Raw genomic sequence first — 21844 nt, forward strand, 5'->3', positions numbered from 1 at the left:
GCCGAAGGGGCTGCGCAGTCCGTGAACGGAGAGCCACCTGCCATGCGAAATCGCACGTTGCGGATCCCCGCCACCGCGGCCGCCGTCCAGGAAGCCATTGACCAGGCGACGGCGGGAGAGGTCGTCCTGCTGGAGCAGGACGGTCGCCTCGTGGCCGCGGTGGTGCCCTACGAGGTGGCCGCCGCCGGCGTCGACCTGCTCAACGAGGCCCAGGACGCCGCTGACCGGCTGTCGGGGCTCAGGCTGATCGCGGAGCTCGAAGCCGGCATGGAGACGATGCGGCTCAGCGACCTGCGCCGTGAGCTTGCCTCATGAAGGGCTACTACGAGATCCAGCTCTCGTCATCGGCGGTGCGGCAGCTCCGTGCCGTGCACGCCGCGGAGCCGATGGCCGCCACGTTCGTCCTCAACGGCCTGGAGTATCTCTCCACCGACCTCGACTCGGGGCTGCTGCGCACGATCGACAAGGAAGCGGGCCTGCTCAAGGCGGAGATGGGCGACTTCGAGGCCCTGTGCTGGGTGCGGCACGAGGAGATGAGCCTGGTGATCCTGACCGTCTCACGGAGTCGTCACCCAGCGTGACGCCGCGCCCTCGTTCGCCCGGACGGCGAAGTCGCGGACGTCCCGCATCCGCCGCGTGCTGACCGGCTCGGCGTAGATGTAGGGGCACATGTCCGACCGGGTCATCTTCGATCGCTGGTAGAGCGAGAAGTCGCACCAGGCGTAGTCGTGCCGGGTGAGCTGCTCGATCACCTCCTCCCTGATGTGTGCGCCGTACATGGAGTCGTGCATCTCGATCAGGAGCGCCGGCTGGTGGTGGGCGATCGTCTCCGCCGCGCCCGCCAGCGCCTTCCCCTCATGACCCTCGATGTCCATCTTGACCAGCCGGATCCTCTCCCGGGACCGGGAGGCCATGACGTCGATCGGCAGGCCGTCGGCCGCACCGAGGAACGCGCCGTACCCCTCCTCGCCGTGGTGGAGGGTGGAAGTGACGCAGTCGGCGGGGATGGTCGCCGGCTCGCCGGCGGCGAGCGTACGGGTGCAGGGGCCGGCGGTGACGTCGTAGGGGTCCCAGAGTCGCAGTCGTGCTCCGGAGTCGTGCGCGGCCGCCGGGTGGACGTCGACGTTGCCGATCTCGTTGAGCTGCAGATTGTGGTGCAGCGCGCGCAGTGCGACCGGGTTCGGCTCGACGGCGATGACCTTCGTGAAGGCCCTGGCCATCCGTAAGGCGTAGTGGCCGACGTGGGCGCCGACGTCGAGGAAGGCCGAGCCCGGCTCGGCGAAGGACTGCAGGAGGCGCCAGATGTCCTGCTCGTGCGGCCCCGGGCCGACGCGGTCACCGCTGGCGGGCCGGAGGGCCCAGGTGAGTCCGTCACGCTGCGAGAGGGAAGGTGTCGTCGACATCAGGACTCCCGGGGAGGTGTTCCGCGCTCACCCACGTGTGATCGTTCTCGCGTCGGAGGAGATCCAGCTTCGGTGCGGGTAGTAGCTCCTGAGTTCCCGCATGCGCGAGGAGTCCGTGAAGAAGACGAACTCCAGGTTGGCCCGCCGCAGCATGCTGTGTTTCGCCTCCTCGCCCAGCAGGCCCCCGATTAGCGGGACCGCGTTGACCGCCACTTCGGTGAGCGTGGACAGGCCGGTCATCGCGAACCGTTCGGCGACCTTCGCCAGTCCGGGCATCTTCCTGCGCAGGAAGATGCCGAGCTTCGTTGGTTTGACCGCCAGATGAGGACGCGTCGCCCGGATGTGGTCGCAGATGCGCTGCCAGTAGTCGGCGGCGCAGTCGGCCAGGGCCGCGGCCAGCACGTCGTCCGCGTCATGGGCGTTCGAGACTTCGAGGTAGGACTGGATCTCGAACAGCTCCCTGGCCTGTTGGCGCAGTTCGACGATCTCCTCGAAACGCAGCATGGCCAGCAGGTCGGGCGGCGGACCCTCGACCATCCGATAGGCCGTCTCGACGAGCTCCTGCACGTCGAACTGGGGATCCGGCCGGCTGGGCGCATGCTGCGCACCGGTGAGGACGGCCTCGGCGAGGCCGGTGGCGTCCCCGGAGTTCCAGTCCGAGCCCATGATCCTCGCGTTGAACGCGCGGGCGTGCGCGGTCTCGTCGAAGAGGCCGTGGATCTGGATCAGCTCGCTGCTCACCGGCAGTCCGGAGTCGTGGAGCAGCGCGAAGATGGGAGTGTGGGAGAACCGCGGCCTCGACAGGATGTCGTCGTACCGTCTTCTCAGTTCGATCGGCTGCGCCGACAGCAGGCCGGTCAGGACGGAGTCAGGTGAGTTGGCGGCCTCGCGGACCTGCCGCATGAAGTCGTCCTTGGCGGTGACATAGTCGTAGCGGACGACTACGGAACCGTCTCCGGCGAGAACGCCGTCGAGTTCCCTGATCATGCGGTCGCGGGCGGCCGAGACCGGCGAGACGACCCATCCCTTCCCGTCGGGGCTGTTCCGCTTCCAGCTGTCCAGGACGTCCGCCAGAGAGTCGCAGGGGTCGAGCCGGTCCTCCTGGTAGAGGTAGTTGTGGGCGCGGAGCCCGACCGCGACGACGCCTCCCGCGACGAGATCTCTGAGCAGGCGGTAGAAGTTGTTCTCCCGCAGGTCCGACCTGCTGAAGTCGCCCACGACCCGGGGGTTGTCCACGAGCTGCGTGTCATGCACGTAGACCCGCTCGTTGAAGAGCGCCCCGAACACCAGCAGGGCCCGCAGCTGCATGGTGGAGCTGATGCCGGCCCAGATCGGTTCCAAGGCGGCGAATTGGGACGTGGCGCGCAAGGCGTTGATGGAGCGGGAGTCATCGCGCTTCATCTCTTCGAGATACCACCCTTCGGTCGCCACCCCTAAGGGAAGCACAGCCGGGTACCGCAGGGAAGGTCATCATGGATAGTGGCCCGGCCGGTGAGCCCGCGTCGTACGATCCGCTTGGGTCGCTCGTGGTGTCTCCTCGGGGAAGGGGCCGGTTGTGTCGTCGCTCGAAGAGGCCGTGGAGTCCAGGGATCATCTCGTCGCCGTCTGGAGCGAGCTGGTACGGGACAGAGGCGGCCGGATCGGTACGGACGACGGCGTCGTGCACATGTGGGCCGACAGCGCCTTCGGCTTCTGGAACACCGTGACCCTGGCCGGTACGGGCATCCCCGCGGACGCGCTCGGCGAGCGGCTCGCGCGGGCGGCGTCCTTCATGAGGGGCAGGTCCGAAAGCGGATATCTGTGGGTCTTCGAGGATCTGCTGAGCCCCCAGGCGCGCCAGAGCCTGTTCCGGCGCGCGGCCGAGGCGGGGCTGGAGCCGGCGTTCTCGGGCCGGGGCATGGCGGGCGACCTGTCCGTGCCCGAGCCGGATCATCCGGACCTGGAGTTCCGGCGGGTGGAGAACGAGGAGCACCTCGCCGCGTACGGCGACATCAACGCACGCGCCTACGGCATGCCGCCCGAGGCGGGCAGGCTCGCCCTGGCCGGCTCCCAACTGTGGCGCGGCGACGTGCACGCCTACCTCGGGTACAGCGACGGACGGCCGGTGACCTGCGCCGCCACCGTCGCCGGGCCGCATTCCATCTTCCTGGCGCTGGTCGCCACCCTGCCGGAGGAGATGCGCAAGGGGTACGGCGAGGCCGTCACCCGCAAGGCGATCCACGAAGGCGGCAGGCGGAGCGGGCACCGGCGGCTGGTGCTGCACGCCACGCCGGCCGGGCAGCCGGTCTACGAACGCATCGGCTGCCGCGCCAACACCGCGATCCACTTCCTCCGACTCGCCGGGCATGCCTACATCGGATGATCACGGGTAGCGCTGTGCGACCACCCCAGCTACAGAAGTGGAACACGGCATGATCACTCTCATTCTGCTCATCCTCGCCCTGGCCTGCTTCGTCCTGTCCGCCTTCAACATCGGCGGCGCGCGCGTCAACCTGCTCGCACTCGGTCTGGCGCTCTGGGTGCTCAGCGAGATCATCCCGAAGCTCGGCCAGCTCTGAGCCCCGGCGCCTGAGACCACCCCCTACGGGCAGGAACACGCACATGGACGCCCTCACCATCGTCGCTCTGCTGGCACTCCTCGCCGGAATCCTGGTCGCCCTCACCCAGAGGGTGTGGCCCATCGCGTTGTTGTGCGGGGGACTGTTCATGTCCGTGCTGGCGGACGCCGGTCTCATCGTCACGTAGGCGAAGGAGACCGGCCGCCCGGCCCGTGCGGGTTCAGCAGTAGGTGATGCCCGTGACGGTGAACGGGATGTTGTGGTAAGGCGTGTACTCCGACCGCTGGCCGGGGGAGACGCAGGGGCCGACCTCCGGCCACGAGCCCACCGTGGGGTCCGGATGGGTGACGCGGATGACCACGGCGTAGTTGCCGGAGCCGCCGCTGCAGTACGCCCAGGCGGTCTTGCCGTCCCGGCCGGTGGTGCAGCCGGTGGGGGAGGCGTGCGCGGGGGAGGCGGCGCCGAAGAGGGCGACGGTGGTGAGGACGGTCGCGAGGGGGAGGGTCAAGTGCTTTCTCGCGCGCATGTGCTGACCTCCAGTGGGTCGTCAGGCAGTGCACTCTTAGGAAAGCTTCTTAAGAGAAAGTAGCCGCACCGTCGCCGCCGTCAAGCCCCTGTCCGGTCGCCGGGACGCCGCCGTCAGCGGGGACGCGGGCCCTTCTTCTTGCGGCTCGTCGGCGCGGCGCGGCGACCGGCGCGGTTCTGGGCGGCGGGCTTGGGGGGCTGGCGTCGTGCCTGCTTCTCCTGGCGCTCGGCGGGAGCGGCGGGAGCGCGGCCCCGGGAGCTGTTGACGGTGCGGCCGCGCACGATGCCGATGAAGTCCTCCACCAGGTCGGTGGTCGCGTCGGTGGGCCAGGCCAGGGCGACCTGGGACTGGGGCGCGTCCGTGACCGGGCGGTAGGTGAGGTCTTTGCGGTGGTGGAGGCGGGCCAGCGACTGGGGGACCAGGAGCAGGCCGGTGCCGGCGGCCACCATCTCGACCGCCTCGGCCGTGGTGGCGGGACGGGTGAAGGCCGCTTGCCCGGGCCGCGACGACCACTCGATGGCGTCGTCGAGGGGATGGAAGATCTCCTCCTCGGCCAGGTCGGCGAGGGTCACCTCGTCGGCGGCGGCCACGGCGTGGTCCTTCGGCACCACGACCACCGTGGTCTCGACGTAGAGGGGGATCGCGCTCAGGCCCTCGCGGTCGATCGGGAGCCGGACGAACGCGGCGTCGGCCCCGCCGCCCCGCAGGAGGGCCAGCGCCTCGGGGGTGGGGGCCGTGACCAGCGTGAGCGGCACGTCGGGCAGCCTCTCGGCCCAGACGCCGGCCCACTTGGCGGGGGTCACGCCGGGCGCGTACGCCAGCCGGAAGTCTTCGCCGCTCTCGTCAGTCACGTCCTCAGGGTATCGATGTCGGGGACGCTGTCCCGACTGGCTAGGCTTGGGGGCATGACCTCGTCCAAACCGAAGAGCATCCAGACGATGAAGCCCGAGACGGCGGCCAAGAAGCTGGGTGTCCTCCTCTCGGCCACGCCCGCGGAGTTCCAGGCGGGCGTCGTCTCCAGGGACGAGTTGAACGAGCTGCAGGCCAAGCCGCCCGCGTGGCTCGCCGACCTGCGTCGTAACGGGCCGCACCCCAAGCAGGTCGTGGCCGCCAAGCTCGGCGTCTCCATCTCGGGGCTGCTGCGGGCCGGGATCACCGAGCCGCTCACGACCGCCGAGATCGACGCGCTGAAGGCGGAGAACCCCGACTGGCTGGAGCGGGAGCGCACCGTCCAGGCGGAGGCCCGCAAGGAAGCCCTCCGGCTCAAGCAGCGCTAGTCGCCGCGTTCCGGACCTGACGGCGCGGCCCGCCGGTGGGCAGGCCGCGCGTCACCGCCCGGTCAGGCGCGTGCCAGGTCGGGGATGCTGGACAGGCCGTGGGCGAGGTCGTCGTCCGTGGGCTCGTCGTCGGGCAGCAGCCCGGCCTGGAACATCTCGTACGCGGCCAGGTCGAAGTGGCCGTGCCCGGACAGCGCGATGAGAATCGCCTTCGACTGGCCCTGCTCACGGCAGCGCAGCGCCTCGTCGATGGCGGCCCGCACCGCGTGCGCCGACTCGGGGGCGGGCACGATGCCCTCCTCGCGGGCGAACAGCACGCCGGCCTCGAAGCAGGCGGTCTGCCGTACCGCGACCGCCTCCATCAGCCCGTTCTCGACGGCCCGGCTGATCAGCGGCGAGATGTCGTGGGCGCGCAGCCCGCCGGCGTGCACGGGCGGCGGCACGAACTTGTGGCCCAGCGTGTGCATCCGCGACAGCGGGGTGAGCCGGGCCGCGTCGGAGTGGTCGTAGGCGATGCGGCCACGGGTCAGCGTGGGGCAGGCGACCGGTTCGGCCGCGACGAGCCGGATCTCGCGCCCGCGGCGCAGCTTGTCGCGCAGGAACGGGAAGCACATCCCGGCCAGGGTGCTGCCGCCGCCGCAGGGGCCGACCACGATGTCCGGGTAGTCCTCGGCGAGCTCCATCTGGAGCATCGCCTCCTGGCCGATGACGGTCTGGTGGGCGCACACGTGGTTGAGCGAGCTGCCGCGGGTGTAGCCCAGGTCGGGATTGCCGTAGGCGACCTCCAGGGCCTCGGACTTGGCGATGCCGAGGCTGCCGGGGTGGTCGGGGTCCTCGGCCAGCACGGCCCGTCCGGCCGCGGTCAGCGGGCTGGGGCTGGAGTTGCAGACCGCGCCGTACGCCTCCATGAGGGCCCGGCGGTACGGCTTCTGCCGGTAGCTGACGCCCACCATGAACACCTGCGCGCTCAGCCCGAACATGGCCGCGGCCGAGGCGATCGAGCTGCCCCACTGGCCCGCGCCGGTCTCGGTGACCAGTCCCGTCTTGCCGATCTGCTTGTTGTAGTACGCCTGCGGCACCGCCGAGTTGGGCTTGAGGCTGCCGACCGGCGAGACGCCCTCGTACTTGTAGTAGATGCGGGCGGGGGTGTCCAGGGCGCGTTCGAGGCGGCGCGCCCGGTAGAGCGGGGTGGGCCGCCACTGGCGGTAGATGTCGCGGACCGGGCCGGGGATCTCGAACTCCGGCTCGGTGCTGAGCTCCTGGTCCACCAGGGGCTCGGCGATCGTCCTGCACAGCTCGGCCCGGGTGATCGCCGCGCCGGTGGCCGGGTCGAGGATGGGGGCCGGCTCGCCGAAGTCCGCGGCGATGTTCAGCCACGTGTACGGGATGTCGTCCTCGTTCAGGGTGTATTTGACGGTCTCGTTCAACGGATACCTCTCATAAGGACTTCGTCGAGGGATGTCAGACGCCCGCTTCCGCGGTCAGCGAGCCCTTCACGGTCTGGTCCCCGCCGCCCAGCAGCGCGGGGTGGGACGTCCTGAACCCCTCCAGGACCAGCTCGTAGGGGAAGTCGTCGAACTCGCCGTGCCAGTGCAGGAACTCCATGTGCCGCCGGCCTGCCTCGTCGTGCGGGTGGTAGACGCTGTCGGCGGTGCCGTCGAACTCCAGGGGCTTCAGGCGGTACAGCCGGCACAACATCTTGTTGAACACGGGGGTGGCCTTCACCCAGCGGCCTTCGAGCTGGACGGAGACCAGGCCGTGGAAGCGGAACACGTCGCCGCCGACGAGCTCCTTGAGCCGTCCGGAGGCCAGGTGGTTGCGCACGTCGGCGAACACCAGCCGGGACGGGATGCCGAGCGCACGGGCGGCGGCGGCGTACACCACCGACTTGTGCAGGCAGAAGCCGCTGCCCCGGGCGATGATCGTGCTGGCCCGCAGGCCGTCGCGGGACATGTCGATGTCGTAGACGTCGTACAGGATGGTGTCGCGCACCTGGTAGTAGAGGCGTACGGCCTGCTCGGTGGGCGTGGCGGCGCCCTCGACGGCCCGTTCGGCGAACTCGCGCACCACGGGGTGGCCGGCGTCCAGGAACTTCGTGGCGGCCAGGTCGGCGGCCAGGTCAGCGGTCATGTGTGTGACTCCTTGAGGCCGAGCATCCGGGCGATGCGGATCCGTTGCATCTCCGAGGTGCCGGAGTAGATGGTGCCGCCGACCGCGTCCCGGAGCTCCTTCTCCAGCCCGGTCCCGGTCAGGTAGCCGCTGCCGCCGAAGATCTGGATCGCGGCCAGCGCCGACCTGACGTTCGCCTCGCTGGTGACCACCTTGGCGATCGCGATGTCGGTGGCGACGTCCCGGCCGGCGGCGAAGCCGCGCGCGGCGTCGTACAACCAGCGCCGGGCGGTCTCCACGCCGATCTTCATGTCCACGATCTGGCCGGCGACCATCTGGAACGAGCCGATCGGCCGGCCGAACTGGCGGCGCCGGGAGGCGTGCTCGACGCAGCGGTCCAGCCGGTGCCGCATCGCGCCGGCCTGGACGATGAAGGAGCACAGGATCTCCCACCGCATCACGTGCTCCAGCACGGTGAAGCCCATGCCGGGCCGGCCCACCACGTTGGCGGCCGGGACCCGGCAGTCGCGCAGCGTCAGCTCGCCGAGCGGGGACGTGCGCAACCCCATCTTGGGCACGTCCGGGCCGGTCAGCAGGCCCGGGGTGTCCCGTTCGACCAGGAAGGCGGTCAGGCCGAACGGGCCCAGGTCGCGGTCGGTCACCGCGTAGACCACGATCAGGTCGGCGACCGGGCCGTTGGTCACGAACACCTTGTCGCCGTCGAGGATCCAGTCGTCGCCGTCCGGTTTGGCGGTCATGCCCATGCCCAGCACGTCGGAGCCGCCCCCGGGGTCGGTGATCGCGTGCGCGGTGATCGTCGTGCCGTCGCAGATGCCCGGCAGGTGGCGGGCCTTCAGCTCGGGGCTGCCGAAGCGTTGCAGCGGGATCCCGGCGCTCACGATCTGCGTGCAGAGCGAGAAGCACAGCCCGCCGTCCCGGCAGCCCTCGCCGAGGCCCTCCAGGACGTACATGGTGCTGAGCAGGTCCAGGCCGCGGCCGCCCCATTCCGGCGAGAACGGCAGGCGCAGCAGCCCGGAGGCGCGCACCTGCTCCCACTTGTGCGCCGGCAGGCCGGCGGTCCGGTCGGCGTCGCGGTCGGCGTCCAGGTGGCCTTCGCCCAGCACCTCGTACCAGTCCGCGAACTCGGCCCTGAGCTCGCGGTGTGTGTCGCTCCACTCGTCCATGGGTGACCAGATCCGTCAGTAGTGGGAGAACTCAGCCTCAGCGAGCTGGTGGCGCTCGTCGCCCTGCAGCGCGGGGGAGAAGACGCAGATCAGCCGCAGGTCCTCGCCGGGGTCGGCGATCAGGTGGTGCGGGTCGTTCTGGTCGAGCGCGTACATGGTGCCCGGCTCCAGGACGTGCTGGCGGCCGTCGGCGTCGATCACGGCGCCCCGGCCGCTGATGCAGTAGCACGCCTCCAGGTGCTTGCGGTACTGGAGGGGGGAGCTGGTGCCGGCCCAGACGATCGTGTCGGTGAGCGAGTAGCCCATGCCGTCGCGCTCGACCAGGAAGCGGTGGCTCAGGCCGTTCCCCCACTCGACCGGCGTCACGTCAGAGATCTTGCGGATGATCATTGCAGTGTCCGTTCTGCTGGTGCTGATAATGCTTTTCCGACGAATTCGTCAATGGCGGCCACGGTCCGGAAGTTCTCCGGTGCGATGTCCAGCTCGTCGACCGGGACGCCGAACTCGTCCTTGATCCAGCCGATGAGCTTCAACAGGCCCAGACTGCTGATGACCCCGTTGCGGAAAAGGTCGTAGTCGGCCTCGAGTTCGTCGGGCGGAGTATCGGGGAGATACTCGGTCACCACGAATTCTTTAATCCGGTGTGTGATGTCCACGAAAGGCAGCATCACACGCGCGCGCACGCGGTCGCATCTCCGAGAATGCGCGTGCCCGCAATAGGCTTTTGCGTGTCAGCCGATGCGCTTTCGGTCCACCTTTCCGGTCGAGGTGCGCGGGAACGGCTGCTCGACCAGCCTGATGGCGGACGGGATCGCGGCCCGCGGCAGCCGCATCGCGCAGTGCGTCCGCAGGCGCAGCCCCGACAGCCGCCCCGGCCCCGTCCCGCGGACGAACGCGGTGAGCCGGGTCTCGGTGCCGTCCACGGCCGGGACGACGGCGGCCTCCAGGACGTCGTCGTGCTCCAGCAGCACCCGCTCGATCTGCTCCAGGTTCACCCGGATGCCGCGCACCTTGAGCTGGAAGTCGTCCCGGCCGACGAGGAACAGCCGGCCGGCGGCGTCCCGGCGGACCAGGTCGCCGGTGCGGAAGAAGCGGCGGCCGTCCGGCCCGGTCACGAACCTGCCGGTCGCCGCCGCCGGGTCCGGCGTCACGTACCCGTCGGTCTGGAAGGGCGTCCAGACCAGGAGCTCGGTGCCGCCGTCGTCCGGCGGGACGGGGGCCAGATCGGGGCCGAAGGCCACGACGACGCCGGGCAGCGGGCGGCCGATCGGCAGGGGGGCGGGCCCGGCCGCCTCGGCGGCGTCGAACTCGTGCCAGAAGCTGTCGTTGGTCTCGGTGCAGCCGTAGACGTTGTGCAGCCGGGCGCGCGGGAACCGGCGCGGCAGGCCGGCGCGCAGCGGGACCGGCGCGTGGTCGCCGGTGACGATGACGTGCCGCACGTCGGGGAAGACGCCCTCCTCCAGCAGCTGGTACAGCATGGGCACGCCCTGGACGACGGTGACCCCGCAGGCGGCGAAGAAGTCGCAGACGTAGCGCGGGTTGGCGGCCAGCGCGGGGTCGACCAGGGCGACGCAGCCGCCGTGCCGCAGCGTGGCCCACACGTCCAGCAGGCACAGGTCGAAGTTGAGCGGCGCGTAGTTGAACACCACCTCGCCGGGGCCGAGGCCGAACGCGTCGCCGGCCCAGCCGGTGAACCGCGCCACCGCCCCCGCCGACAGCGGGACGATCTTCGGGGTGCCGGTCGAGCCGGACGTGGTCAGCATGAACACGGTGTCCTGCTCGGCGACCGCCACCGGCACGGGGACCGCGGGCCCGCCGCTGGGCTCGTCGCCGGGCCCGCTGATCACGGCGGTGACCACGTCGGGGTGTTCGGCGGCGTCCTCGGGGGTGGCGGCCAGCACCTCGACGCAGCCCGCCCGCGCGCACAGCTCGCCGAGCGCGACCGCGCCGAGGTCGATCGGCGGCAGCAGCAGCGGACGCCCGGCCGCCAGGCAGCCGAGCACCAGCGCGACCGCCTGCGGCGACTTACGGGCGAGCACCGCGACCGGGCCCGGCGCAAAAGCGTCGAGTTCTTTCTGGGCCCGTCCGGCCATGGCGGCCAGTTCGGCGTAGCTGACTTTCTCCGTCCTGGTTCGCAAGGCTGGTGCGGACGGTTCTCTCTCGGCGTGCGCGATGAAATCGCGGAGCAGTTCTGTGGTCATCGGAAGGTCACCCATCGATTTCTTGGTTGCCGGATACCAATGATTTTGTTCGATGTGCGACCGCGAAATCGGAAATGCGGGCTTCAGCTAATTGCCCGCGTCCGGCAGCTTCCTGCAACGCCTCGACCACGAGAACGGGTCAGGACCGTACTTCCAGTTCTTCGGCCCGCTCCGGCGGGCCGGCCGCCGGGGCGGGCGGCTCCTCCTCGGCGCGGGTGGCCAGCACGCAGCCGCCCAGGATCAGCGCGAACGAGACGACGATCAGGGCGGTCAGCGGCTCGTCCAGGATCAGCACCCCGGCGACGATGGCCACCGCCGGGTTCATGTACGTCGACACCAGCGCCCGCGACGGCCCGGCCTCCTTGATGAGCTCCACGAACACCACGAACGCCAGCCCGGTGCAGACGACGCCGAGGCCGCCCAGCGCCGCCAGCACCTGCCAGCTCGGCATGGCGGACGGCCAGGTCCAGATCGCGGCGGGCGTGTAGACCAGCGCGGCCAGGGTGAGGCAGGCGGCCGTCAGCGGGATGGTGGGCAGGTCCCGCAGGTGCCGGTCGGCGACGAGCGGGGCGATCGAATAGCAGAGCGCGGTCAGCAGCACCTCGCCCATCGCCCAGGCGTCCCCGCCGCCCAGGTGCGGCCCGGCCAGCACGGCGACGCCGGCCAGGCCGATCACCAGCCCGATCCAGCGGGTTCGGCCGAGCCGTTCACTGCCGCCGCTCAGGCGGGCCAGCGCCACGCCGAGGATGGGCGCCGCGGCGATCAGCAGGCCGCTGGTCGAGCTGGTCAGCCGCCGTTCGGCGTCCGACAGCAGCCACCAGGGCGCCAGGATCTCCAGGCAGGCGAACGCGAGGACCGGCCGCCAGTACCGCCGGACCATCGCCAGCTGCCCGCCGCGGATCGCCAGCGGCAGCAGCAGCGCGGCGCCGATCGCGGTGCGCGCGAAGACCAGCACGGGCACCGGCACGCCGCCGACCGCGACCTTGATGAGGAGGTAGGGGATGCCCCAGATCACGGACATCAGGGCGAACAGCACCCAGCCACGGCGGCTCACATGCGTCTCCTTGGGGTCGGGATGAACGGCCTGCTCATGAAATGTCTGCTCATGGACGGTCTGCTCAGGCGGAGGGCGGGGAGGCGGCAGGAGGGGCGGGAGCGGCGCCGGGGATGCGGGCCGGCGGCCTGCGGAAGACCGACGGCGAATCCATGAAAATCCTCCAGCCTATTCGCTGCCGCGCGACAATTCCCGCACGAAAGCAATTCTTCCCGAGAATCGCACGGCGCCCGTGTCGCGGCTTCTTTCAACGTGCTCTTTCAGTGGACAATCAGCTCGACGCCAAGGGATGCTGGACGCGCGACCGGAGTGCCGCCGATCGGTGTCCTCGCAGGTCAGCCGCGAAATCACCGGCCCTCGCCGGACGGCATCGGGCCGTTGGTCCCGCCGCGCCAAGCCGTGCACTGTCACCCTGAAACGGAGGGAAACCACCATGACCGATAAATCCCCCAACCCCGCGCTCCGGCAGCTCGACGTCCTCATCGGCACCTGGCGGGTCAGCAACGTCGAGGACGGCAAGGCGACCGACGCCGGCACCGTGCGCTTCGAATGGCTGGAGGGCGGCAACTTCCTGGTCCAGCACGTCGACCTGGCCGACACCAAGGCCGTGGAGTACATCGGCTACGACGAGGAGAGCAAGACCCTCAAGTCCCACCTGTTCGGCCAGTCCGCCGAGATCCTCAAGTACACCTGGGAGGTCAGCGGCGACACGCTGACCATCTGGTACGGCGACCAGGGCTCGCCCGCCCGTTTCGTCGGCAAGTTCAGCGAGGACGGCGACACCAACTCCGGCGCCTGGGAGTGGCCCGGCGGCGGCTACCAGTCCACGATGACCCGGGTCTAGCCCCGCGCGGCGCTCCGGCCCGGCGGCGAGGTCGCCGGGCTGCGGCCGGGCGCGATCTGGCAGATTCCTGTCAAGGGTGGCCGAAAAGTCCGTAAGATACGGGCCCTAATGGTACGGATGTGACTTGGGGGCCCTGACGTGACGCTGCTGTCCCGGCGAAATCTTCTCAAAACCGGCGCCATCGCGGTTCCGGCCGCGATCCTCGCACCCGCGACGGCGGCCCGGGCCGCGCGGCCGGAGCTGCCCGGGGTCGAGATGTCGGGCGTCGCGCCCGCCTCGCTGGCCGGTTTCGACAACCTGGTGAAGAAGTTCGTGCTGGACCGGAAGATCACCGCCGCGCAGCTCGCCATCATGAAGAGCGGCAAGATCGTGCTGGCCAGGGGCTACCGCTACAACGACTTCTCCAGGGCGCTGCCCGCGGTCTCGCCGACGTCGTTGTTCCGCATCGCCAGCCTGAGCAAGAACATCACCTCCGCCGCGATCATGCGGCTGGTGCAGGACGGCAAGCTCAGCCTGTCGGCCAAGGTCACCCAGCTTCTCGGGCTCACCCCGCTCGACGAGCGCATGGGCCAGGTCACCGTGCTGCGCCTCATGCAGCACCTCGGCGGCTGGGACCGCGGCGTCTCCAAGGACCAGCTCTGGCTGGACCACACCATCTCCGCCGCGCTCGACGTGCCGCTGCCGATCAGCCACGCCGACATCGTCAAGTACGCCACCGCCCGGCGGCTCGACTTCGACCCCGGCAGCAAGATGGTCTACAGCAACTACGGCTACCTGCTGCTGGGCCGGGTGATCGAGAAGGTCTCCGGCATGTCGTACGAGTCGTACGTCAAGACCAGGCTGCTCCAGCCGCTCGGCATCACCCGCATGCGGCTCGGCCGCAGCCTGCGGAGCGAGGCCGCGCCCGGCGAGGTCGCCTACGAGTCGCAGTACACCAACAAGTCGGTGGTGGACGCCTCCGGCACCGTCGTCCCCTACCAGTACGGCGGCTTCAACATGCCGAACCAGGACGCCAACGGCGGCTGGCTCGCCTCCGCCGTCGACCTGGTCCGCTGGACGCTCGCCTTCGACAAGCCCGGCACGGTGCTGAGCTCGGCCTCGATCGCCAAGCTGGTCGCCAAGCCGGAGATCGGCGTCAACCAGTACGGATCCTGGTACGGCGGCGGCTGGTGGGTGCGCCAGGTCACTGGCCACCTCAACACCTGGCACGACGGCTCGATGCCCGGCACGTACTCCTACCTGGCCCGGCTGCAGAACGGCTTCAGCTACGCGGTCGTGTTCAACCGCAGGGAGGAGACCGGGTCGCTCGACTTCGACACGATCGACGACGACATGAACAAGGTCACCGTCTCCTCCTGGCCCACGACGGACCTGACGTCCCGCTACTTCTGAGGGCGCCGCGAGGGCCGGAAATCACTACTTCTGAGCACATCGCGAGCTTCAGGTGCTCATTTCAGTGACTGGAGCTCCTTGAGGTAGTCCTTCAGCGGCTTGAGACCCACCTCCGCGCGTCGTTCGTCGACCCGCGCCTCGTCCTCGATCGGGGTGCGGGGCCGCCATTCGCCCTCGGGGGTGGTCTCCCACTGCGTCCCGTACACCTGGGGCTTCTTCTCCGCCACGCGTACACGGTCCACCAGGTAGGCCAGGTCGGACGGGTCGGCGTCGCCGTCGTCCACCGCCCGCCGCATCATCTCCAGGCCCCGGCGCTGGAAGGCCAGGTCGCGGTCGGCGTGCTGGACGAGGGCCCAGGCCGCCTGCGCGCCGTCCTTGCCGACCAGTTCGTACCCCGGCCAGCCGTAGGCGTCGAGGATCTGCCGCATGCGCTCGGTGTTGGCCTTCTCGGTCCGGTCCCAGTCCTCCTGGCTGGCCTCCAGGGTGCGCTGCTCCTGGTCCGTCTTGAGCATCTTCAACAGTTCGGCCCGCAGTGCGGGGTTCCTGGGGGCGTCGTCACCGCACGCCGTGACCATGAGGAACGCCGCGAACAGCCACAGGGACAAGACCCGCATGCCCTCGATCATCCCTCCGTCCGTCCCGGGACGCGAGGGATGACCGCTGCATCCGGGTACGCGCACTCATATCCGGGTACGCGCGCTCACATCCGGGTACGCGTGTACGTCTGAAGCGCGTCGCGGACGAACCTCGCCCCGGCGGCGTCGCCGTACATGGCGGCGAAGCGGGGGTCGTCGACGTACATGTCGCCGAGGCAGCTCACCATCTCGATCGAGCGCTCGCGGTCGCCCTCGGCCGTGGGCGTGCCCGGGATCTGGCTCAGCCACCGCACGTGCCGGGCGGCCAGCGATTGGGCGCGGTCGGACGTCGGCGAGACCCCGGCCTGCACCGCGGCGACCCACGCGGCGACCAGGTCCTCGGCCGCCCGCTTCCAGGCCCGCTGCTGGTCGAGCGTCTTGCCGTGCCACCAGTCGTTGCTCACCTGGAACGCGCGCTCGCCCCAGCGTGCGATCACGTCGTCCTTGTAGTGGTCGTTGAAGCCGGCCAGCATGACGTCCATCCGCGGTTCCGCCCCCGCCAGCAGGGCGTCCAGCGTGTGACGCACGGAGCTGATCTGCCGGTCGATGCGGTCGCGCTCGTCCTCCAGCGCGGCGATGTGGGCCCGCAGCCCGTCGCACGCGTCCACCTCGTCGGCCAGGACCTCGGCGATGGCCGGTAGGCCCATGCCGAGCCGGCGCAGCAGCAGGATCCGCTGCAGCCGCACGACCGCGGCGGAGTCGTAATGGCGGTGGCCGTTCGCGCCCACCCGGGACGGGATCAGGAGCCCGACGCTGTCGTAGTGCCGCAGGGTGCGGCTGCTGACGCCGGCCCTGGCCGCCAGCTCCTGGATCGTCCACTCCATCGGTCCAGTGTCACCCGCGGCGGAGCGTGGTCGCGATGATCTCCGCGCTGTCGGCGTGCAGGGCCTGCGCCGCCGTCCGGCCGGTCGCGGCCAGGTAGGCGTCGACCAGCCGGTTGCCCGCGGCGTACCCGGCGCCCATCGGCAGGCCCACCGGGGTGACGCCGAGGTGCTCGGCGCCGGCGTCGCCGTGCACCCAGGCGGTGAAGTTCTCCATGCCCGTCACGTCGAGGCCGGTGAGCACCTTGTCGAAGACCGCGTCGTCGTGCAGGTGGGGCACGCCGATGCGGGCGTAGCCGAGCTCGTCGCCGTAGAGCTGGCGGGCGAAGGCGTCGGCCAGGCCCTCGCCGACGATGTGCTCGCCGACCGTGACGGTCATCGGGTCCCACACCACTCCGCCCGGGCTCCATCGCAGGTTGTGGTGGAGCTCGTGCACGGCGGTGGCCTCCAGCCGCTCCACGTTCTCGGGGAAGGGCCACAGCGTGATGGCGATGTTGCCCGAGATGCCGCCGAACCCGGTCAGCCCCTTGCAGGGCCCCATGAAATGCTCGTCAGCCGGGTCGCCGAGCACGAACAGCACGGTGATGTCCGGAACCGCCAGCCCCGGCGTCGCCTCCGTCAGCACGGCGAGAGCGTCGTCGAGCGCGCGCCGTATCCGCTCCCAGGCTCCGGCCGCCTCCAGGGTGTCCAGCGCGTCGAGGCAACGCTCCTCGTCACGGTCGATGGGGAACCCGGACGTCTGGAGATGCACGGACACCAGATCGACCTCGCCCGGGTAGTAGCGGTACATCCCGGCGTTGGGCTCCAGCATCGAACGCAGCAGGCCGGCGCGGTCCGCCACCGGGGCCAGCAGGATCCGCCGCATGGCGGAGCAGGTGTCAAGAACGGTGATCGACATGGCCTCGATGCTAGAAGTTGACGCAACGTCAACGTCAACCCGAGTTTTGCCGCGTGGCGGAATCCGGCCAGACTGGGCCGGACAGTTCGAAGGAGAACCTGATGGCCAAATACCTGCTGCTCAAGCACTACCGGGGCGCGCCGGCGGCGGTCAACGACGTGCCGATGGGCCAGTGGACGCCGGAGGAGGTCGCGGCCCACGTCCAGTACATGCGGGACTTCGCCGCCCGGCTGCAGGAGAGCGGTGAGTTCGTCGACAGTCAGGGGCTCTCGCCCGAGGGCACGTTCGTCCGCTATGACGGCGAGGGGCGGCCGCCGGTCACCGACGGCCCGTTCGCCGAGACCAAGGACCTGATCGCCGGCTGGATGGTGATCGACGTCGCGAGCTACGAACGGGCGCTGCAACTGGCCGGCGAGCTGTCCGCGGCCCCCGGCGCGGGCGGCGAGCCGATCCACGAGTGGCTGGAGGTGCGGCCCTTCCTGACCGGGACGCACCTGGTGGCGGAGTGAACGAGTCGTTCTCTGACCGGGACGCACGTGGTGGACAAGTGAACGAGTCGTTTTCTGACCAGGCCGCACCTGGTGGCCGGGTGAACGAGTCGCTGCTGCGGGAGCTGGTGCCCGCCGTGATCGGCGTCGTCGTCCGCCGCGGCGCGGACTTCGCGGCGGCCGAGGACGCCGTCCAGGACGCCCTGACCGAGGCCGTGCGCGTATGGCCGGACGACTCGCCCCGCGACCCCAAGGGCTGGCTGGTCACCGTGGCCTGGCGCAAGTTCCTCGACGCCGCCCGCGCCGACGCCTCCCGGCGGCACCGCGAGACCCGCGTCGACAGCGAGCCCCCGCCGGCCCCCGGGGAGGCGGTGGACGACACGCTCCAGCTGTACTTCCTGTGCGCGCACCCGTCGCTGACGCCGGCCTCGGCCGTCGCGCTCACGCTGCGCGCGGTCGGCGGGCTGACCACGCGCCAGATCGCGCAGGCGTACCTGGTGCCGGAGGCGACCATGGCCCAGCGGATCAGCCGGGCCAAGCGCACCGTCTCCGGCGTGCGGTTCAACCAGCCCGGCGACGTCGCCACCGTGCTGCGCGTGCTCTACCTGGTCTTCAACGAGGGCTACTCCGGCGACGTCGACCTCGCCGCCGAGGCGATCCGGCTCACCCGGCTGCTCGCGGCGAAGATCAGGCACGAGGAGGTCGCGGGCCTGCTCGCGCTCATGCTGCTGCACCACGCCCGGCGACCGGCACGCACCGCCCCCGACGGGAGCCTCGTGCCCCTCGCCGAGCAGGACCGCGGCCTGTGGGACACCCGCCTGATCGCCGAGGGCGTCGACGTGCTCCAGGCGGCCCTCGCCCGCGACCGGCTGGGCGAGTTCCAGGCCCAGGCCGCCATCGCCGCGCTGCACGCCGACGCCCCGACGGCCGGGGAGACCGACTGGCCGCAGATCGTCGAGTGGTACGACGAGCTGGTGCGCCTCACCGGCAGCCCGGTGGCCCGCCTCAACCGGGCCGTCGCCGTCGGCGAGGCCGACGGCCCGCGGGCCGGTCTGGCCGCCCTGGCCGAGCTCGACCCGGCCCTGCCCCGCCACGCCGCCGTCGCGGCCTACCTGCACGAACGCGCCGGCGACCCGGCCACCGCGGCCCGCCTCTACGCCGAGGCCGCCCGGTCAGCCCCCACCCTCCCCGAACGCGACCACCTCACCCGCCAGGCGGCCCGGCTGGGCGAGGCGTGAGGGGCTAGGGCTGACGTCGTCCGGCTGGGTGGGGCGTGAAGGTCCGGGGCTGACGTCGTCCGGCTGGGCGGGGCGTGAAGGTCCGGGGCTGACGTCGTCCGGCTTCGGGCGGCCGGATCATCAGCCTCCGGTGACGACGAGTACCAGCCCGGACGCCACCAGCCCCACCTCGACCACCACCACGAACGCGCCGGCGGGCAGCCGGTCGACGATCTTCTTGCCCGCCCAGGCCCCGGCCGCGCTCGCCGGCGCCAGGGCCAGCCCGGTGGCGACGCCGGACGTGGTGAGCACGGCGGCCGCGCCGAAGACGACCAGCTTGGTCAGGTGCATCACCACCGCCGCCGCGGCCTCCGTGCCGATGTAGGCGCCGCGCAGCAGGCCGCGGGCCAGGAAGAACGGCGCGACCATCGGCCCCATGGAGCCGACCAGCGCCGAGCCGAACCCGGACACGGCTCCGACGGCCGCGAACGCCGCGTCGTCCAGCCGGACGCCATGCGGCCGCCTGCGTCGCCAGACCACCATGACCAGCAGGAACACCCCGATGACCCGGGTCAGCGCGGCCAGCGGGGCGGCGGCGAACACCAGCGCGCCGGCCGCGGCGGCGGGAACCGCCCCGGCCGCGAAGACGCCCACCAGACGGCGGTCGACCTCGTCCCGGTTGAACCACACCCGGCTGCCGTTGCCGGCGAGCTGCGCGACGGTCAGCACCGCGACGGCGTCCCGGGCGCCCAGGACCGCGACGAACACCGGCAGCAGCAGCACCCCGCCGCCGAACCCGGCCACCGCCGACAGCGTCGCGGTGGCGAACGTCGCCACCACCATGACGACCACGACCAGGACGGTGTTCACGCTTCTCACCTCCCCTGGAGGGCGCGGCCTGTCATTCTCCGGACGCGGAGCAGCAGGAGCAGCCGGGGGCGCAGGTGGCGCATCCGTCCGCCTGCTCCTCAAGGCCGGCCGGGACGGCGCAGCAGGCGTCACCGCGCCAGGCTTCGCGGCCCTCCTTGACCGCGACCGCCGCGATCACCAGCGCGGCGACCGGGTCCGCCCAGGACCAGCCGAACAGGCTGTTGAGCGCCAGTCCCACCAGCAGCACGCCGGACAGGTAGGTGCACAGCAGGGTCTGCTTGGAGTCGGCCACCGCGGAGGCGGAGCCGAGCTCGCGTCCGGCGCGGCGCTGCGCGTGGGACAGGAACGGCATGACCACCAGCGACAACGCGGCCAGGATCAGGCCGGGCGTCGAATGCTCGGCCTCGCCCACCCCCAGCAGCGTACGGACGGCGTCGAAGGTGACGTAGGCGGCCAGCGTGAAGAAGGAGATCGCGATGACGCGCAGTGCCGTCCTCTCCCGCCTTTCATGGTCGGCCGCGGAGAACTGCCAGGCCACCGCGGCGGCCGAGGCGACCTCCACCACCGAGTCCAGCCCGAACCCGACCAGCGCGGCGGAGGAGGCCAGGGTGCCGGCGGTGATGGCCGCCACCGCCTCGATCGCGTTGTAGGTGATGGTGGCCGCGACCAGCAGGCGGATGCGGCGCCGCAGGGCCGTCCGGCGCGCCGGGGTGGTGAGGTGCGCGGCGGTCACGACACCGGCTCCTGCGTGACCTCGACGGGGCCGGGACGCAGCGTCACGGCGTGGCCGGTGGCGGCCAGCAGCTGTTCGGCGGAGGCGAGCAGGTCCATCAGCTCGGGCCGGGTCAGGGAGTAGAACGACTGGCGGCCCTCGGCGCGGTAGTCGATCAGGCCGCAGTCGCGCAGACAGGCCAGATGCTTGGACACCGTGGACTGAGCCAGGCCGAGCTGGGTGGTCAGGTCGACCACGCGGGCCTCGCCACGGGCCAGGCGCTGGACGATGCGCAGCCGGGTCTCGTCGGCCAGGGAGTGGAACAGCGCGGCCGCGGGGGAGATGCCGGCGGCGATGTCCGCACTGACACAACGGCCACCTTCGGAATCAATCGCCATGTGGCGATGTTAGCCCGGATTCGGCATCTATGGCGAGGGTGGTGGTGTTCGCCTGGAGGTCGGTCTCTCGCCTTCCGGTGTCTGTCCGGAAGTGTTCGCCGGACCTCTGCCGGGTCTTTCGGGACGGGGTGGGGATCTGGGAGGCTCGCCTTCGTGAGTGCACCAGGGCCGCGGGGCCGCCCCGCCGCCGATGAGCGCGAGACCGTCGTGATCCTTCGGGTGCTCGGGACGACCGGCATCGCGGCGGGGCTGGCCTCGGCTGCGTTCATGCTGCTGCAGTGGTCGAGCCCGCCGCTGCCCTGGCTGGCGTTCCTGCTCGTCGTCGCGCTCGTCGGGGTCGGCCTGCGCGTCGAGGCGGCGATCCTGGCGCGTTCCGCTCGCTGACCCGGCGCCCCTGGCGACCGGCGTGTGTCCCGGCCGGTTGGCCGGGACGTTCAGGCGGGACGTTCGGCGGGCTCGCGCGGGTCAGCGTTCGCAGACGACGCCGTCGCCGTCGCGGTCCTGGTACCAGGCGTACTCGGGGTCGATGCCGCGGCGGTACGGGCCGTAGCCGGCGGCGTTCGCCTCGGCGCAGGTGCGGAAGCGCGGGTCGGTGCCGGCGGGCGGGGGCGGCGTGGGGGACGGGGTCGGAGTCGGGGACGGGGTCGGCGTGGAGGTGGACGTGTCACACCTGCCGGACCAGATCCGCAACTTCTCCGCCTTGGCCTTCGCCTGCTCCGTGCGGAAGAGGCTCTTGTACCCGTCGTCCGGCTTGAAGGGGACGGCCTTGCCGTAGCCGTAGCGGATCAGGTTGCGATTGACGTGCACGCCCTTGGCGTTCCACACGTGCGAGGGCGGGACGCCCGGCGTCCTGGCGGTGAGCAGGTGTGCCGTCGTCCCGGGTGGCAGGAGCGCCGCCGTACGGGCGGTGGCAGTCCTGGACCAGCACCGCCCGCGCTCGGGGGTGTCCACGCCGAGCAGCTGCACGCGGATCTTCGTGGTGCCGCGCACGACGTCGATGGTGTCGCCGTCCACGATCTTGACGACCCGTGCCGCGACCGTGCCCTTGGGGACGGCGGCCGCGTCGGCCGGCGTGCTCAGGGCGAGGGTGAGGGGCAGCAGGGCGGCCGTGGCGGTGACGATCCTGGCCGTGCTCGCGTTCGTTGGCATGGCGTGACTCCAGGGACGGATGGTCCGGACGTGAGGAGACGCGCCGACGGAGACAGGGGTGTACCGCCGGAAGGGCACGGTTATGTCACTCCTGGTCGAGGTGCGGCG

At 71.1% G+C, this 21844-nt stretch carries 29 protein-coding genes; 11 read left to right on the forward strand and 18 right to left on the reverse strand.

All coding sequences use genetic code 11. The features are described from left to right. Nucleotides 1-42 precede the first annotated feature (42 nt). Nucleotides 43-315 carry a hypothetical protein gene (locus ACFYUV_RS01180; RefSeq protein ID WP_352358868.1) on the forward strand — a complete coding sequence of 91 codons (273 nt, stop codon included), beginning with the start codon at nt 43-45 and terminating at the stop codon, nt 313-315. Beyond that, nucleotides 312-581 carry a hypothetical protein gene (locus ACFYUV_RS01185; RefSeq protein WP_387663699.1) on the forward strand — a complete coding sequence of 90 codons (270 nt, stop codon included), beginning with the start codon at nt 312-314 and terminating at the stop codon, nt 579-581. The genes ACFYUV_RS01180 and ACFYUV_RS01185 overlap by 4 nt, the downstream gene beginning before the upstream one ends. On the opposite strand, the gene ACFYUV_RS01190 is transcribed toward ACFYUV_RS01185, so the two are convergent. Together ACFYUV_RS01190 and ACFYUV_RS01195 are read right to left on the reverse strand one after the other, a co-directional pair. Beyond that, nucleotides 558-1403 (reverse strand): FkbM family methyltransferase, encoded by an 846-nt coding sequence (locus ACFYUV_RS01190; RefSeq protein ID WP_387663701.1) that lies wholly within the window; start codon nt 1401-1403, stop codon nt 558-560. The genes ACFYUV_RS01185 and ACFYUV_RS01190 overlap by 24 nt on opposite strands. A gap of 27 nt (nt 1404-1430) precedes the next feature. Further along, on the reverse strand, nt 1431-2804 hold the full coding sequence (locus ACFYUV_RS01195; RefSeq protein ID WP_387663703.1) for a hypothetical protein: 1374 nt from the start codon (nt 2802-2804) through the stop codon (nt 1431-1433). Nucleotides 2805-2958: 154 nt separating this feature from the next. On the opposite strand from ACFYUV_RS01195, the gene ACFYUV_RS01200 reads away from it, so the two are divergent. Genes ACFYUV_RS01200 through ACFYUV_RS01210 form a run of 3 tightly spaced genes read left to right on the forward strand, consistent with a single transcriptional unit; the run spans nt 2959 to nt 4148 of the window. Further along, nucleotides 2959-3765, forward strand: coding sequence for a GNAT family N-acetyltransferase (locus ACFYUV_RS01200; RefSeq protein WP_387663705.1), 807 nt, complete (start codon nt 2959-2961; stop codon nt 3763-3765). A 49-nt stretch (nt 3766-3814) separates the two neighbouring features. After that, entirely contained in the window at nt 3815-3961 is a 147-nt protein-coding gene (locus ACFYUV_RS01205) for a hypothetical protein (protein WP_352323191.1), read from the forward strand. Between the two features lie 43 nt (nt 3962-4004). Beyond that, a complete protein-coding gene (locus tag ACFYUV_RS01210) occupies nt 4005-4148 on the forward strand; it encodes a hypothetical protein (protein ID WP_357965512.1) in 144 nt (47 codons plus the stop codon). A gap of 33 nt (nt 4149-4181) precedes the next feature. On the opposite strand, the gene ACFYUV_RS01215 is transcribed toward ACFYUV_RS01210, so the two are convergent. Together ACFYUV_RS01215 and ACFYUV_RS01220 are read right to left on the reverse strand one after the other, a co-directional pair. Then, entirely contained in the window at nt 4182-4469 is a 288-nt protein-coding gene (locus ACFYUV_RS01215) for a hypothetical protein (protein ID WP_387663708.1), read from the reverse strand. Between the two features lie 131 nt (nt 4470-4600). Continuing rightward, a complete protein-coding gene (locus tag ACFYUV_RS01220) occupies nt 4601-5338 on the reverse strand; it encodes a LysR family substrate-binding domain-containing protein (protein ID WP_387663710.1) in 738 nt (245 codons plus the stop codon). A gap of 54 nt (nt 5339-5392) precedes the next feature. Here ACFYUV_RS01220 and ACFYUV_RS01225 point away from each other — a divergent pair, with 54 nt between their 5' ends. Further along, nucleotides 5393-5764 (forward strand): DUF5997 family protein, encoded by a 372-nt coding sequence (locus tag ACFYUV_RS01225; RefSeq protein ID WP_352323187.1) that lies wholly within the window; start codon nt 5393-5395, stop codon nt 5762-5764. Between the two features lie 62 nt (nt 5765-5826). Here the strand turns inward: ACFYUV_RS01225 and ACFYUV_RS01230 are convergent, their stop codons facing one another. From ACFYUV_RS01230 to ACFYUV_RS01260, 7 genes are all read right to left on the reverse strand, one after another. Beyond that, the gene (locus ACFYUV_RS01230; protein ID WP_358284361.1) at nt 5827-7191 is read right to left on the reverse strand and encodes a TrpB-like pyridoxal phosphate-dependent enzyme; all 1365 of its coding nucleotides are present in this window, start codon (nt 7189-7191) and stop codon (nt 5827-5829) included. 34 nt (nt 7192-7225) lie between these two features. Continuing rightward, entirely contained in the window at nt 7226-7894 is a 669-nt protein-coding gene (locus ACFYUV_RS01235; protein WP_387663712.1) for a transglutaminase family protein, read from the reverse strand. Continuing rightward, nucleotides 7891-9057 carry an acyl-CoA dehydrogenase family protein gene (locus tag ACFYUV_RS01240; protein ID WP_358284364.1) on the reverse strand — a complete coding sequence of 389 codons (1167 nt, stop codon included), beginning with the start codon at nt 9055-9057 and terminating at the stop codon, nt 7891-7893. The genes ACFYUV_RS01235 and ACFYUV_RS01240 overlap by 4 nt, the downstream gene beginning before the upstream one ends. 15 nt (nt 9058-9072) lie before the next feature. Continuing rightward, nucleotides 9073-9447 carry an ectoine synthase gene (locus ACFYUV_RS01245; RefSeq protein ID WP_352323183.1) on the reverse strand — a complete coding sequence of 125 codons (375 nt, stop codon included), beginning with the start codon at nt 9445-9447 and terminating at the stop codon, nt 9073-9075. Beyond that, a complete protein-coding gene (locus ACFYUV_RS01250) occupies nt 9444-9740 on the reverse strand; it encodes an acyl carrier protein (protein ID WP_387663715.1) in 297 nt (98 codons plus the stop codon). The genes ACFYUV_RS01245 and ACFYUV_RS01250 overlap by 4 nt, the downstream gene beginning before the upstream one ends. Nucleotides 9741-9788: 48 nt before the next feature. Next, on the reverse strand, nt 9789-11273 hold the full coding sequence (locus ACFYUV_RS01255) for an AMP-binding protein (RefSeq protein ID WP_387663717.1): 1485 nt from the start codon (nt 11271-11273) through the stop codon (nt 9789-9791). Between the two features lie 124 nt (nt 11274-11397). Beyond that, nucleotides 11398-12312 (reverse strand): DMT family transporter, encoded by a 915-nt coding sequence (locus tag ACFYUV_RS01260; protein WP_387663719.1) that lies wholly within the window; start codon nt 12310-12312, stop codon nt 11398-11400. Nucleotides 12313-12745: 433 nt separating this feature from the next. Between ACFYUV_RS01260 and ACFYUV_RS01265 the strand changes: the two genes are divergently transcribed. Together ACFYUV_RS01265 and ACFYUV_RS01270 are read left to right on the forward strand one after the other, a co-directional pair. After that, nucleotides 12746-13156, forward strand: coding sequence for a hypothetical protein (locus ACFYUV_RS01265; protein ID WP_358284371.1), 411 nt, complete (start codon nt 12746-12748; stop codon nt 13154-13156). 138 nt (nt 13157-13294) lie between these two features. Continuing rightward, entirely contained in the window at nt 13295-14548 is a 1254-nt protein-coding gene (locus ACFYUV_RS01270) for a serine hydrolase domain-containing protein (RefSeq protein ID WP_387663721.1), read from the forward strand. 56 nt (nt 14549-14604) lie between these two features. Here the strand turns inward: ACFYUV_RS01270 and ACFYUV_RS01275 are convergent, their stop codons facing one another. From ACFYUV_RS01275 to ACFYUV_RS01285, 3 genes are all read right to left on the reverse strand, one after another. Continuing rightward, nucleotides 14605-15162 (reverse strand): DUF6624 domain-containing protein, encoded by a 558-nt coding sequence (locus tag ACFYUV_RS01275; RefSeq protein ID WP_387663723.1) that lies wholly within the window; start codon nt 15160-15162, stop codon nt 14605-14607. Between the two features lie 86 nt (nt 15163-15248). Further along, nucleotides 15249-16007 carry a TipAS antibiotic-recognition domain-containing protein gene (locus ACFYUV_RS01280; RefSeq protein WP_387663725.1) on the reverse strand — a complete coding sequence of 253 codons (759 nt, stop codon included), beginning with the start codon at nt 16005-16007 and terminating at the stop codon, nt 15249-15251. A 10-nt stretch (nt 16008-16017) separates the two neighbouring features. Beyond that, nucleotides 16018-16902 carry a DUF2268 domain-containing protein gene (locus ACFYUV_RS01285; RefSeq protein ID WP_387663727.1) on the reverse strand — a complete coding sequence of 295 codons (885 nt, stop codon included), beginning with the start codon at nt 16900-16902 and terminating at the stop codon, nt 16018-16020. A 101-nt stretch (nt 16903-17003) separates the two neighbouring features. On the opposite strand from ACFYUV_RS01285, the gene ACFYUV_RS01290 reads away from it, so the two are divergent. Further along, on the forward strand, nt 17004-17411 hold the full coding sequence (locus ACFYUV_RS01290) for a YciI family protein (RefSeq protein WP_387663729.1): 408 nt from the start codon (nt 17004-17006) through the stop codon (nt 17409-17411). Between the two features lie 80 nt (nt 17412-17491). Further along, nucleotides 17492-18628: an RNA polymerase sigma factor gene (locus tag ACFYUV_RS01295; protein WP_387665270.1), complete on the forward strand. Its 1137-nt coding sequence runs from the start codon at nt 17492-17494 to the stop codon at nt 18626-18628. A gap of 120 nt (nt 18629-18748) precedes the next feature. Here ACFYUV_RS01295 and ACFYUV_RS01300 read toward each other — a convergent pair whose 3' ends face one another. From ACFYUV_RS01300 to ACFYUV_RS01310, 3 genes are read right to left on the reverse strand one after another with little or no spacing between them, the layout of a single operon-like run. Continuing rightward, a complete protein-coding gene (locus ACFYUV_RS01300) occupies nt 18749-19477 on the reverse strand; it encodes a TSUP family transporter (protein ID WP_387663731.1) in 729 nt (242 codons plus the stop codon). 31 nt (nt 19478-19508) lie between these two features. Continuing rightward, complete coding sequence (locus tag ACFYUV_RS01305; RefSeq protein WP_387663733.1) at nt 19509-20210, reverse strand: cation transporter; 702 nt, start codon at nt 20208-20210, stop codon at nt 19509-19511. Further along, nucleotides 20207-20587, reverse strand: a complete 381-nt coding sequence (locus ACFYUV_RS01310) for an ArsR/SmtB family transcription factor (RefSeq protein WP_387663735.1) — start codon at nt 20585-20587, stop codon at nt 20207-20209. Before ACFYUV_RS01310 ends, ACFYUV_RS01305 begins: the two co-directional genes overlap by 4 nt. 153 nt (nt 20588-20740) lie before the next feature. Here ACFYUV_RS01310 and ACFYUV_RS01315 point away from each other — a divergent pair, with 153 nt between their 5' ends. Further along, entirely contained in the window at nt 20741-20971 is a 231-nt protein-coding gene (locus ACFYUV_RS01315; protein ID WP_387663737.1) for a hypothetical protein, read from the forward strand. An 81-nt stretch (nt 20972-21052) separates the two neighbouring features. Here the strand turns inward: ACFYUV_RS01315 and ACFYUV_RS01320 are convergent, their stop codons facing one another. Continuing rightward, the gene (locus ACFYUV_RS01320) at nt 21053-21736 is read right to left on the reverse strand and encodes a thermonuclease family protein (protein WP_387663739.1); all 684 of its coding nucleotides are present in this window, start codon (nt 21734-21736) and stop codon (nt 21053-21055) included. Nucleotides 21737-21844 lie beyond the last annotated feature (108 nt).

This window comes from Nonomuraea sp. NPDC003560 (assembly GCF_042878785.1).
GTDB lineage: Bacteria > Actinomycetota > Actinomycetes > Streptosporangiales > Streptosporangiaceae > Nonomuraea.